This window comes from Buchnera aphidicola (Diuraphis noxia) (assembly GCF_001700895.1).
GTDB lineage: Bacteria > Pseudomonadota > Gammaproteobacteria > Enterobacterales > Enterobacteriaceae > Buchnera > Buchnera aphidicola_D.
In genome coordinates, this window is the sequence record NZ_CP013259.1 from 60,493 (window position 1) to 74,059 (window position 13,567).

A 13,567-nucleotide genomic window follows, 5' to 3' on the forward strand; every position below is an offset into this window, starting at 1 on the left:
ATTAAAAATTTTAATAAAAAATTATTTAATTTTTTTGAGTATTATGTGTATTATTTTTTGAAAAATTTTTATTATTTGATAGTTTTTTATTAATAGACCAAATTTCTTTTTTTTCAGTCATAGTGAGTCCTATTGTTCTTTCTTGTGCAATAAGATATTCTTGTCTTTCTTCAAGAATTTTATCATATATATTAGTTAATAGATCTAAAAACATATTTTGAATTTCTTCTTGAACAATCATATGATCCCATCTAGATAACATTTTTAAAATATTATTGATGTTAGTGTTTCTATAAAATTCTAATATCTGACCTGTTTTAATTTTAGGATAATCTAAGCATATTTGTAATATTTCTAAAAAAATATATAAACCTTTTATTTTTATTTTTTTTAATTTTTTTATTGGAGGAGCTATTATAGCTAGATCAGGATTTTGTATAAGTAAAGCTATAAGAATTCTCATTGGAGTTCTTTTGATGTAAAATTCTGGTTTTTGTATTTTTTTAATTTCTTGTTCATATAAAAATTTTTCAAATTGATTGTCATCTAAAATTCCTATCATTCTAGCTAGTTTTTGACGTAAATAAATGCGTATAGTATCACTAGCAATAGTGTTTATTAAAGGTAAAGCACGTTTACTTAAGTAAAATTTATTGTCTATTGACGATAAATTAATATTTGTTAACATGTGTGTGAAAAAAAAATTTGACATAGTTATTGCATTATCAATTCGGATTTGAAATTTTTCTTTACCTTCTTTTCTGATAATTGTATCAGGATCTTCATTATTAGGTAATAACATAAATTTTATAGTCTTTGCATCTGATATATATGGTAATGCTTTTTTTAAAGTATTCCAAGCTGCATTTTTTCCAGCTGTATCGCCATCATAACAACAGATAATTGTATTGGTATTTTGAAAAAGAATTTGAATGTGTTCAATCGTTATAGAAGTACCTAAACAAGAAACTGCATAGTTGATATTATATTGCGTTAATGATATAACATCAATATAGCCTTCCACAACTAATAGATATTTCGGTTTTGAGAATTTTTTTTTAACTTGATATAACCCATAAATTTGTTTTCTTTTACAAAAAATATCTGTTTCTTGAGAATTTAGATATTTTGGTAAAAAATTATTTATTGAACGTCCTCCAAACGCTATAATTCTACCATTTTGATCCTGTATTGGAAATGTTATACGTCCCTGAAAAACATCATATTTATATCCTTTTTTATTGATCGATAATATATTGTAAACTAATAAGTCTTCTTCTAATTTTTTATTTATATGTATTTTTTTACAAAAAATATTCCAATTAAAACTAGCAAAACCAATTAAAAAAGTACTAATCATTGTGTTGTTAATATCTCTTTTAAATAAATATTCATTAGCTGAATTATCTAAAATAATATTTTTTTGATACAATTTGCATAATTGATTCATTAATAAATATAATTTTTGTTTTTTTACATAAAAAAAATTATCTTGTGTATTTTCAAATGGTATTGTCATGCCGTGCATTATAGATAATTCTTCAATGCTTTCTATGAAGTTTAAACGTTCATAATTTATTAAAAAATCAATAGCATTTCCATGTGCATAACATCCAAAACAATAATAAAATTGTTTTTCATAGCTAACAGTAAATGATGGAGTTTTTTCATTATGAAAAGGGCAGTGGGTTTGATAGTTTTTACCGCATTTTTTCAGGATTAATCGTGATTTAATAAGTTCTACAATATCAGTTAGAGATAATAATTCATTAATAAAATATTTAGGTATTTTCCCAGTCATATATTTTTAAATTATAAAAATTAGTTCCCGTTCTCATAAATAGAAGAACGGTATTTTGGATTGTTTTTTGTGAATAAATATAATTAAAATATCTAATACATTCGAATATGTCTTGCGTTTTCTCGTGTAAGTTTTTTTGCAAGACGTTTAATAGCAGACGCTTTTGCTCGTTTACGTTCAGTAGTAGGTTTTTCATAAAATTCTCTTCGACGAATTTCAGATAAAATTCCGGCTTTTTCGCAAGATCGTTTGAAACGACGAAGTGCTACATCAAAAGGTTCATTTTCACGTACTTTGATTACTGGCATTTAATATTGACCTCAATATGTTTTTATAAAATAATACAAAATATTTATAAAAATTTTTAATAATGATTGATCCTATATCAATATATATTATCTTGTAAAGTATCATTTTTTTATTTTCTATCATCCAAGTAAATTTTTTGTTAATTTTTACAATAATTCAATATTTTGAGAATTACATGCACTTAAAAAAAGTGATTGATATATATTTTTATTAAAAACTTGATTAGAAGAGATAAAAAATATGAAAGTATTAGGTATTGAAACTTCTTGTGATGATACAGGTGTAGCTATTTATGATAGTACAAAAGGAGTATTGGTAAATCAGGTATACAATCAAAATATATTAAATAATAAAAATGGTGGTATAATACCTGAATTAGCATCTCGTAAACATATGGATTCTATAGTTTTTCTATTAAAAAAAATATTTAATATTACAAATATTAAAGATATTGATCTTATTGCGTATACTGCTGGACCTGGTTTAGTAAGTTCTTTATTAGTCGGTGCTACTTTTGCATGTTCTTTAGGATTTTCTTTAAATATTCCAGTGGTTCCTATTAATCATATGGAAGGGCATCTTTTATCACCAATGTTAGGATATAAATCAATCAAATATCCATTCATTGGATTATTAGTATCAGGAAAACATACTCAAATTGTTGCTGTTCATGAACTAGGACAATATGAAATACTTGGAAATTGTTTAGATGATGCAGCAGGAGAGGCTTTTGATAAAGTTGCAAAACTGTTAGGTTTGAAATATCCTGGTGGTCCTGCATTATCTAAATTAGCATCTGATGGTGTTGAAAATTATTTTTATTTTCCTCGTCCTATGATACATCATTCTAATTTAAATTTTAGCTTTTCAGGATTAAAAACATGTGTAGCTAAAGTCATTAAAAATTTTAAAACTGTACAAGATAAAGCAAATATTGCAAGATCTTTTGAGGATGCAGTCATAGATACATTATTAATTAAAACTAAAAAAGCATTAAAATTAAAAAAATGGAAACATTTAGTTATAGCAGGTGGTGTTAGTGCAAATTCTCTCTTACGAAAACAAGCAGAACAAATGATTAAAAAAGATTTTAATGGAACAGTTTCTTATGCAGGATTAGATCTATGTACAGATAATGCAGCGATGATTGCATATGTTGGTTTTTTACGATATAAAGAAGCAAAAAAACCTCAATTAGATATTTTAGTAAAACCAAAATGGTCTATTATTGAACTATCTCCTATTGATAATTAATATTATTGAAATTAACTATTATTAATAACAGTTTTTTTATTGCCCATATAAACGATTAAATCTTGTATAGTTAATATTTTTATTTTTTTATTTTGAGAAAATTTCATAATTTTTGATAAACGAGCCATAGTTCCATTTTTATTCATCAATTCACATATAACTCCTGATGGTTTAAAACCAGCTAAAGAAACTATTTCAATAGCAGCTTCTGTATGTCCTGATCTGCCTAATAGTCCATTTTTATGACCTCTTAATGGAAAGACGTGACCTGGTCTATTTAAATCTTCAGGTTTAGAATTATCTGAAATAGCTGTTTTTATAGTAGTTAGTCTATCTTGAGCCGATACACCAGTAGAAATTCCCTTTGCTGCTTCGATTGTTACTGTAAATCCTGTTTGATATTTACTAGTGTTATTTTTAACCATCATTGGTAAATTTAATTTTTTTCGTTTAGCTTCAGTTATACATAAACATACAATTCCACTACCGTATCTAATCGTTAAAGCCATTTGTTCAACTGTCATATTTTCAGCGGCAAATACGAGATCTCCTTCATTTTCACGTTTTTCATCATCTAATATAATAATTCCTTGACCTGATTGAAGAGCAGATATTGCATTTTCAACTCGTTCTGTGGATGTACCAAATTTAGATAAAAATTTTTGATTCATATAAAAATCCTTAATAAATTGACTTGTTAAAAAATTTTATAAAATAAAAAACATATTTAATAAAATATATTAGATTTTGATACCGTAAATAAAACTTTTTTATAAATAATGATTGTATATTGAATTAAATTGAAGAGCAATCTAGAAAATTATAAGATAAAAAATATCAATAAAATAATAAGATATTCATTTTTTATAAAATGTATATAATTTTATTATGTACATAAATTATAAAAAATTTTTTAACAAATTTCGAGGAAATTTTAACCTCAATCTTTTTTTAATTAAAGATTTAAAGCTGAATTTAGTTCATGGATAGTAATTGTTGCAGTTCCTATTTTTTGTACGACTACACCTGCGGCAACATTTGCATAAAAACATGCTTCTTCTAAAGAGTAACCTTTGGCTAAAGAAGCTGCAATAATAGATATGACTGTATCTCCCGCACCAGTAACATCAGATACTTTTGTCGACGTAACAGGAAAATGTATGGGTTTTTTTTTAATTTGGAATAAAGTCATACCATTTTTAGAACGAGTAACTAAAAGTGCTGATAATTTTAGATCATACAATAATTTTGCACCTTTCTTGAATATGTCTTTTTCTTTATTGCATTTTCCAACTATTTTTTCAAATTCAGAAAGATTAGGTGTAAGTAAATTTGCACCAGAGTACTTTTTAAAATCTATTCCTTTAGGGTCTATTAGTACAGGAATTGACATTTTTCTAGCTAAATGAATAATTTTTTTAACGTCAGTTAAAGTGCCTTTGGAATAATCCGATAGCACTAAAATTTTAAAATATGACAATGAACAAAGGATTCTTTGATATAAAGAATCAATTTTTTTAGAAATATATTTTTTTTGAAAATCTAATCGCATTAATTGTTTTTTATCTGATAAGATACGAATCTTAGTAATTGTTTTGTTTTTTTTTATAGAAATTAAATCGCAATCGATTCTGATATGGTGTAAAAGTTTTTTTAAAATAAATCCTTCATAATCCATTCCAACAAACCCAATAATTTTAGATTGACAACCAATATCTGCAATATTTTTAGCTACATTTGCAGCACCTCCAGGTTGTTTTTTTATTTTATCAATTAATAAAATTGGTGTAAGTTGTTCTGATAACATTTGGTGATTTTTACTATACCAATAACAGTCTAATATTAGATCACCAATAACAAGAATATTTGAGTTTTTAAAAGTAATTGTTTTTTTTTTCATAAGATTATTTCTTTAGATAAAAAAGATTAATTTCATAAGTAATATATTTTTTATATATTATCTATCAGATTATTACAAGATTTAATTATTTAAAATAATAAAATTTTCTTAAAAATTATTTTTTTTATTTAAATTAGAGATGTTTTCAGTGTGAGAAAATAGTTATGAAAATATATTTAGTAGGAGGCGCTGTTCGCGATTCGTTATTAAATTTACCTATTAAAGATAGAGATTGGGTTGTAGTTGGTGGTTCGGAAAAAATATTATTAGAAAATAATTTTCAACAAGTTGGAAAAGATTTTCCAGTATTTTTACATCCAATAACACATGAAGAATATGCTTTAGCAAGAAAAGAAAAAAAATCTGGTACAGGATATACTGGCTTTAATACTGATTATAATTCTAATGTCACTTTAGAGGAAGATTTGATAAGACGTGATTTAACAATTAACGCTATTGCTCAAGATATAGAAGGTAATTATATTGATCCTTTTGGCGGGAAAAAAGATATCGAAAACCGTTTACTAAGACATGTATCACCATCTTTTTCAGAAGATCCATTACGTATTTTACGAACAGCCAGATTTTCTGCTAGTTTAATTCATTTAGGATTTAAAATTGCAAAAGAAACTATGATTTTAATGTCTATTATGGTAAAAAAAAAAGAATTATTATATTTAACCAAAAACAGAATATGGAATGAAACTGAAAAAGCTTTTAAAACTTCTAATCCTCATATATATTTTAAAATATTATATAAATGTAAAGCTTTGCATTTTTTTTTTCCAGAAATTCGTTTTTTATATGATACAAAAAATTTTTTTAATTATTATATTTTTAATATGTTATATGATATAAAAATTATTTTAAAAGGATTAGCTAAAATCTCTTTTCTTTGTAATGATATAGATGTACGATTTGCTTATTTATGTCAATTTTTATCCATGAATGTAATTTACATGCATTCATTTAATGAATTTTATGATAAAAGTTCGGCTGATTTAGTTAGTAATTTATGCACACGTTTTAATATTCCATCTTATATTCGAGATATATCAGTGTTAAATACTGGTTTTTGTTTTTTTTTAAATACTATTAGTCATCAATCATCTAAAAAAATTATAACATTTTTTTATAAAATTGATGCTTGGAGAAAACCAGATCGTGTTAAAAAATTAGCTTTTTTAAGTAAATTTAATTTTTTAAATGTATTAAAAGTTAATTATAATGATAGTAATTCTAGTCTTTTTCTAAATGAATGTTTTTTTATTGTAAATAATGTATCTACTAAATTAATTTTAAATAAAGGTTTTAAAGGAAAAAAAATTAAAAGTGAATTAATACGTTTACGAATAAAAAAACTAGATGAATGGCGATCAAACAAAATACAAAAATTTTGCGAAAAATAAAAGAAGAAATTAATTATAAATTTTAGTTTTTAATGAACAAAATAAATTAATATGGCTAATATTAAACGATATATTCCAAAAAATATCATTGATGTTTCGTTAATTATTTTTAATAGTTTTTTTATAAAAAGAGTAGAAATAATAAACGAAATTATAAAACCAGAAAATAATATTAAAAGATGAGTTTCTTTGAATTTATCAATATTTTGAATGATTTCAAATAAAGCAGAACCCATTAATAATGGAATAGATATAATAAAAGAAAATTCTATTGCAACTGTTTTTTTAATGCCTAACAATATTCCAGTTGCTATTGTAACTCCTGATCTTGAAATACCTGGATATAGACAGAATACTTGAAATAATCCAATAATAATCGCTTGACATAAGCTGATATTGTTCATATTTGATATTTTATTTTTTTTTGGTTTTAATAACTCAGAAAAAATCAAAAAGAAACTACCTAATACTAATGCATACATAATGTCATTTATATTCAATAAAATCTTAATTTTTTTGTAAAAAATTAATCCTGAAAGGATTGTTGGTAAGATCGCAACAAATACATGTAAAATTTTTGTTTTTTTATTTAAAAGACAATTGTTAAAATCTAGTATATTTAAAACGTTTTTATAAAAAAAACATGCTATAGCTAACGCAGATCCAAATTGTATAAACATTGATAGTAATTGAGTGTTGTCACTGTCTATTTTTAACCAATGAGAAATTATAATAATATGTCCTGTAGAAGAAATTGGCAAAAATTCTGTTATTCCTTCTATTGTCCCAATAATAATAACAGGAATCATTTGACATAAATCCATCATTGTTTTTCCTTCGAAATGTTTTACATTATATAAAAACGGTACTAAATAATAGCACCGTTTTTATTTTGAATATCAGTTGTATAAGGACATAATAACTGTTTTTCCAGCAATAGTATTGCCTGAATATTTTTTTATTTTTTTAAAGTTTTCTATATTAGATATTACAATAGGCGTTATAATAGATTTAGATTTTTTCATTAAAAAATCTAAATCAACAATGATAATTTCATCTCCTATTTTTACTTTTTGATTTTTTTTTACCATTGTCTTAAAACCTTGTCCTTTTAATTTAATAGTATCAATACCAAAATGTACAAATAATTCAACATTATCTTCTGATATAATTGAAAAAGCATGCATACTTTCTACTATATTTCCAATAGTTCCATTAACAGGAGAAAGAATTTTATTTTCTGATGGTTGTATTGCTATTCCATCTCCTACTATTTTTTGTGCAAACACAAGATCTGGTACATCTTCAATTTTTACTATATTACCAGTTAACGGTGAAAAAATGTCTATTTTTTTAGAAAAATTAGGTTTTTTACTCTGGAAAAGATCAGACAAGAAACTCATTTTTTTCTCCTAATTACTTTTTTATAATGTTTTTGAGTACATATTGATCTCTTGAGTATTTAAACGAATTTTTTTAATAAATTAAGTATTTCTTTAGTAGTAGCTAATTTTAATATCTTTTTCGTGAGTTTTTGAGCATGAGAAAAAGACGTTTTACGAATTATTTCTTTTATCTTAGGAATACTTATGGAACTCATACTAAATTCATCTAATCCCATTCCTAATAGTAATATAGTAGCACGCTCGTCTCCTGCAAGTTCTCCACACATTCCAGTCCATTTCCCGTGCGAATGTGAAACATCAATAACATGTTTAATTAATTTTAAAATAGATGGATTCATAGGATCATAAAGATGTGAAATTAAATCGTTCCCTCGATCAACGGCTAAAGTATATTGTGTTAAGTCATTAGTTCCAATACTAAAAAAGTCTACTTCTTTGATTAAGTGCTCAGCGATAATAGCTGATGCAGGTGTTTCTATCATAATTCCAATACGGATATTTTCATCAAACATTATTTGATTATTGTATAATTTTTTCTTAAGTATTTTGATTTCTAGTTTTAATATTCTAATTTCTTCTACTGAAATGATCATAGGAAATAGAATGTATATTTTTCCAAAAGCAGATGCTCTTAGAATTGCATTTAATTGTGAGTGTAGTATTTCCTTTCTATCCATTGAAATACGTATAGCACGCCATCCAAGAAAGGGATTATCTTCTTTCGGTAAATTCATATAAGGAAGGTTTTTATCACCACCAATATCCATTGTTCTAATTATAACAGCTTTTTCCCCCATTGATTCTGTTATTTTTTTATATGCTTGAAATTGTTCTTCTTCACTAGGTAAAGAATTTCTATCCATAAATAAAAATTCTGTTCTATAAAGTCCAATACATTCAGCGCCATTTTTTTTTGCAGAATAAATATCTTGAACATTACCAATATTAGCACCAATTTTTACATTATGTCCGTCTATCGTTGTTGCAGATAAATTTTTTAAATTTGTCAACTTATTTGTTCTTAAAATAAGTTGTTCATTTTCTTTTCTCTTTTGATTAATCAATTCTTGAGATGGATTGATAAAAATTTGATTATTAACAGCATCTAGAATAATAAAATCATTATTTTTCACTAATTTCGTAATTTTATTAGTTCCTACAATAGCAGGTATTTCTAATGATCTTGCCATAATAGAAGTATGTGATGTTTCTCCACCTAAATCAGTAATAAAACCTAAAATATATTTTAAATTAATTTGAGCTGTTTCTGAAGGAGTTAAATCTTTTGCAATTAAAATTACTTTCTTTTTTATATTGTTTAAATCAATAATGCTTAAATTAAGAATATTTTTTAGTAAGCGATTACCAATATCTCTTACATCAATAGCTCGGTTTTTTAAATATTCGTCTTTTAATTCTTCTAAAACCTTTGCTTGTCCTTCAATCACTTGTTCTACAGCTGCTGAAGCAGATATATTTTTTTCTTTTATTAAATCAATGATTTCTTTTTCTAATTCTTCATCTTTAAGAAGCATAATATGACCTTCAAAAATACTTTCTTTTTGTTCTCCTAATTTTTTTTTAGCTGTAGTTTTTATTTCTAGTAATTGTTGTATTGATTTGTTCCTACCGTGAAAAAATTTATTTATTTCTTTTTGTGTATTTTTAATATCGATGATTTTCCGATCAATAACGATTTCTGCTTCTCTTAATAAAAGAGCTAGTCCAAAAGCTATACCGGGTGATGCTAAAATACCTGAAATCATAACAATTACCTTTAATCATAAAGTTTGTCTATTCAGAAAGGAAAAAGATGGCGTGTTAGATGAATACGTGTCCATACTAAAATAATCCGGAAGTTATGATTTTTTTTAACCTCCGGTATTATAGAAAATATATAAATTATTTTTTAATGATAATTTTATTCCAGTTCTGTCATTATTGTAGATAAGTGTTCAATAGCTTGTTTTTCATCTTCACCCTCTGCAGACAATGTAATTAAACTTCCTTTCACTAAACCTAATGTTTGAATTTTAAATAAACTTTTCGCATTGACTGATTTACCATTGTGAACAATAAAAATATTTGAAATAAACTTTTTTGCTTCTTTTACAAATTGAGCAGCAGGACGAGTATGTAATCCATGTGGAGCATTTATTGTAATTTCATTTTGAAACATATTTTTTCCTTAATAATAATTTATTAGTATAATTTTCTTAGAGTTTAAAAATTTATTAAAAAAATACACATATTTTTTAATAAAATAATTAGATCAATGTAGAAAATAATTCAGTACTTAAATAACGTTCTCCTGAAGAAGGTAACATAACCACGATGTTTTTATTTAAAAATGTTTTTTGTTTTTGAACTTTTAAAGCTGCGCATAAAGCTGCTCCTGAAGAAATACCTGCTAATATACCTTCTTCTTTCATTAATTTTTGAGCCATGATTATTGATTCTTCACTGGAAACTGTTATAATTTGATCAATTAATGTTAAGTCTAAATTTTTTGGGATAAATCCTGCTCCAATTCCTTGAATTTTATGTAATCCTGGTTTTAATTCTTCTCCTGATAAAAATTGTGTAATTACCGGTGATTCAGATGGTTCAACAGCAATACTAATTAAGTTTTTTTTTAATTGGGTGTTTTTTATAAATTTTGTTACTCCTGTAATGGTACCTCCAGTACCTACACCAGAAATAAAAATATCTATATTACCATTAGTATCATTCCATATTTCTGGACCGGTAGTTTTTTCGTGAATTTCAGGATTAGCTGGATTTTCAAATTGTTTCAGTAAAAGATATTTTTTGGGATTTTTTGATACAATTTCATTAGCTTTAGATATAGATCCTTTCATGCCATATTTACCATTTGTTAAAATTAGTTTTGCACCTAAAGCTTTTAAGATTTTTCTTCTTTCGATTGACATTGTATTTGGCATAGTAAGAGTTAATCTATAATTTCTAGCGGCGGCAACATAGGCTAATGCAATTCCTGTGTTGCCACTAGTAGCTTCTATAAGCTCTATATTTTTATTTAAACTACTATTTTTTTCTGCATTCCATATCATATTAGCACCAATTCTACATTTAACACTAAAACTAGGATTTCTAGATTCAATTTTTCCTAAAATATTTCCATTTCCTATATTTTTTAAACGTACTAGCGGTGTGTTACCTATAGTTAAAGAATTATCTTCATATATTTTATTCATTTTTTTCCTTATTTTTTTAAATTTATTTTTTCTAAATCAAAAAATTTAGTGAAAAACTGATTAAATGATTTTTTTATTATACGGATTTTAAATAATTTTAAAAAAACTGTTTTTCTATATATCAAAAATAAACAATACTTATATTATAAGGAAAAACTATATAATAAAACATACCAATATTATTAATTTATAGAATTATGAGATAATTTAGAATCCGGTTTGTTAGAGAATTTATACAATATATTTATGAAAACTATTAAAAACAAAATTGAACATTTACGAAAAGATCTTTTAAAATACCAATATTATTATCATACTTTAAATGAGTCTATTATTTCTGATGCTGAATATGATTATTTACTTAATCAATTGTACATTTTGGAACGAAAAAACAAAAACTTTATTACTGATGATTCACCTACGCAAAAAATCGGTTCAAATTTAACGGATAAATTTAAAAAAATTCTGCATTTTTTCCCTATGTTATCTTTAGAAAACACATTTGATTTTAATGGATATTTAGAATTTGAAAAAAGAATTAAAAAAAATATTGATACAAAGAAAAAAATAAATTTTTGTTGTGAACTTAAAATTGATGGTATAGCTATTAGTCTTATTTATGAAAAAGGAATTTTCATAAGAGCAGCTACTCGAGGTGATGGTTACAAAGGAGAAAATATCACTTCCAATGCGAAAATGATAAAGTCAATTCCTTTGAAATTAAAAGGTTCTAATATACCTGAAAGATTAGAGGTACGAGGAGAAGTATTTATGTTAAAATCTGATTTTTTAAGATTAAATGAAAAATCTAGAATAAATAAAATCAAGATGTTCTCTAATCCTAGAAATGCAGCTGCTGGTTCATTACGTCATCTTGATTCAAACATAACAGACAAAAGAAAATTAATATTTTCTTGTTATGGATGTTATTTCTTTAAAGATTTTAAAACAATAAAAAATATTTCTACTCATTACAAAAGATTGATGCAATGTTTAAAATGGGGGTTTCCAATTAATCAAGAAATTATTCGTTGCTCAAATCATCAAGAAGTATTTAATTTTTATAATAAATTTAAAAAAAAACGCAATCTTCTTGATTTTGATATAGATGGTATTGTTGTTAAAGTTGATTCAATAGATTTACAAAAAAAATTAGGATGTAATTCAAAATTTCCAAAATGGGCTATAGCATTAAAATTTTTTTCTTCACAACAAACAACTAAGTTACAAGACGTCAAATTTCAAGTTGGTAGAACAGGTGTAATTACGCCTGTAGCTTATTTTAATCCGGTTTATATATCTGGTGTAAAAATAAAAAAAGCCTCGTTATATAATAAAAACGAAATAGAAAAATTAAATTTACATATTGGTGATTCTATTGTTATTTGTCGTTCTGGTGATGTTATACCCAAAATATTAAACGTTGTGAATTCTACTCGTTTTAATAATTCTAAAAAAGTGGTTTTTCCTGTTTTGTGTCCATTTTGTGATACTAAATTATTAGAAAATAAAGAAGAAAAAATAATTCGTTGTCACGCCGGATTAACATGCGATGCTCAGAAAAAAAGATCTTTTTATCATTTTTTCTCGAAAAAATCTTTTAATGTAATAGGATTAGGCCCTAATATTATCAATGAGTTAATAGAAAAAAGATTGGTTCAAAATCCAGTAGATTTTTTTTCTCTTACAGATCTTGATTTAATTACGTTAAAAAATGTAGGGCGTAAAAAAAGCGTTAATATTATAAATTCTCTAAAAAGATGTAGAACAATTACTTTCAAACGTTTTATTTATGCTTTAGGAATCCCTAATGTAGGTGAGGTTTTTGCAGAAAAGATTGCTAATCATTTTATAAATTTAAATAAATTGGTTTGTGCTAGTATCACAGAATTAAATAATATTTCTGGTATAGGAAAAGTTATTGCAAATAATATATTTAATTATTTTTCGGTAAGTGTCAATTATGATATGGTTTATAAACTTGAAAACAAGATAAAAATTATCTGGAATGATCCAAATACTGTGATCAAAAACCAGAAAAAGACATATTTTTTTAATAAAAAAATAGTTTTAACGGGTGTATTTGATTCTTTTTCAAGACATCAACTAAAAATTATCCTATCAAATTTAGGGGCTAAGATTTTAAATAGTGTATCGAAAAATACAGATATATTAATTTATGGAAAAAATTTTGGTTCTAAATTTTTTAAAGCAAAAAATTTAAATATAGAGATGATCAATGAAAAACAACTTAATCTGTTAATTTAAAC

Annotated in this window: 12 protein-coding genes; 3 read left to right on the top strand and 9 right to left on the bottom strand. The window is 24.8% G+C overall.

The window, feature by feature from the left end:
• Positions 1-25: 25 nt before the first annotated feature.
• Positions 26-1,801, bottom strand: a complete 1,776-nt coding sequence (dnaG, locus tag ATN01_RS00275) for a DNA primase (RefSeq protein WP_075433124.1) — start codon at positions 1,799-1,801, stop codon at positions 26-28.
• Between the two features lie 92 nt (positions 1,802-1,893).
• Complete coding sequence (gene rpsU / locus ATN01_RS00280) at positions 1,894-2,109, bottom strand: 30S ribosomal protein S21 (protein WP_075433125.1); 216 nt, start codon at positions 2,107-2,109, stop codon at positions 1,894-1,896.
• Between the two features lie 241 nt (positions 2,110-2,350).
• Between rpsU and tsaD the strand changes: the two genes are divergently transcribed.
• The gene (gene tsaD / locus ATN01_RS00285; RefSeq protein ID WP_075433126.1) at positions 2,351-3,364 is read left to right on the top strand and encodes a tRNA (adenosine(37)-N6)-threonylcarbamoyltransferase complex transferase subunit TsaD; all 1,014 of its coding nucleotides are present in this window, start codon (positions 2,351-2,353) and stop codon (positions 3,362-3,364) included.
• An 11-nt stretch (positions 3,365-3,375) separates the two neighbouring features.
• Here the strand turns inward: tsaD and ribB are convergent, their stop codons facing one another.
• Together ribB and rfaE1 are read right to left on the bottom strand one after the other, a co-directional pair.
• On the bottom strand, positions 3,376-4,035 hold the full coding sequence (gene ribB, locus ATN01_RS00290; RefSeq protein ID WP_075433127.1) for a 3,4-dihydroxy-2-butanone-4-phosphate synthase: 660 nt from the start codon (positions 4,033-4,035) through the stop codon (positions 3,376-3,378).
• Positions 4,036-4,319: 284 nt separating this feature from the next.
• Complete coding sequence (rfaE1, locus tag ATN01_RS00295) at positions 4,320-5,264, bottom strand: D-glycero-beta-D-manno-heptose-7-phosphate kinase (RefSeq protein WP_075433128.1); 945 nt, start codon at positions 5,262-5,264, stop codon at positions 4,320-4,322.
• A 164-nt stretch (positions 5,265-5,428) separates the two neighbouring features.
• Here rfaE1 and ATN01_RS00300 point away from each other — a divergent pair, with 164 nt between their 5' ends.
• The gene (locus ATN01_RS00300; RefSeq protein ID WP_075433129.1) at positions 5,429-6,673 is read left to right on the top strand and encodes a tRNA CCA-pyrophosphorylase; all 1,245 of its coding nucleotides are present in this window, start codon (positions 5,429-5,431) and stop codon (positions 6,671-6,673) included.
• A gap of 29 nt (positions 6,674-6,702) precedes the next feature.
• On the opposite strand, the gene ATN01_RS00305 is transcribed toward ATN01_RS00300, so the two are convergent.
• From ATN01_RS00305 to cysK, 5 genes are all read right to left on the bottom strand, one after another.
• The gene (locus ATN01_RS00305; RefSeq protein WP_075433130.1) at positions 6,703-7,500 is read right to left on the bottom strand and encodes an undecaprenyl-diphosphate phosphatase; all 798 of its coding nucleotides are present in this window, start codon (positions 7,498-7,500) and stop codon (positions 6,703-6,705) included.
• Positions 7,501-7,572: 72 nt separating this feature from the next.
• Positions 7,573-8,076, bottom strand: coding sequence for a PTS glucose transporter subunit IIA (gene crr, locus ATN01_RS00310; RefSeq protein WP_075433131.1), 504 nt, complete (start codon positions 8,074-8,076; stop codon positions 7,573-7,575).
• Positions 8,077-8,135: 59 nt separating this feature from the next.
• Positions 8,136-9,845, bottom strand: coding sequence for a phosphoenolpyruvate-protein phosphotransferase PtsI (ptsI, locus tag ATN01_RS00315; protein WP_075433132.1), 1,710 nt, complete (start codon positions 9,843-9,845; stop codon positions 8,136-8,138).
• 155 nt (positions 9,846-10,000) lie between these two features.
• On the bottom strand, positions 10,001-10,258 hold the full coding sequence (locus tag ATN01_RS00320) for an HPr family phosphocarrier protein (protein WP_075433133.1): 258 nt from the start codon (positions 10,256-10,258) through the stop codon (positions 10,001-10,003).
• An 88-nt stretch (positions 10,259-10,346) separates the two neighbouring features.
• Entirely contained in the window at positions 10,347-11,297 is a 951-nt protein-coding gene (cysK, locus tag ATN01_RS00325) for a cysteine synthase A (protein ID WP_075433134.1), read from the bottom strand.
• Between the two features lie 246 nt (positions 11,298-11,543).
• Here cysK and ligA point away from each other — a divergent pair, with 246 nt between their 5' ends.
• Positions 11,544-13,565, top strand: coding sequence for an NAD-dependent DNA ligase LigA (gene ligA / locus ATN01_RS00330; RefSeq protein WP_075433135.1), 2,022 nt, complete (start codon positions 11,544-11,546; stop codon positions 13,563-13,565).
• Positions 13,566-13,567: the final 2 nt, after the last annotated feature.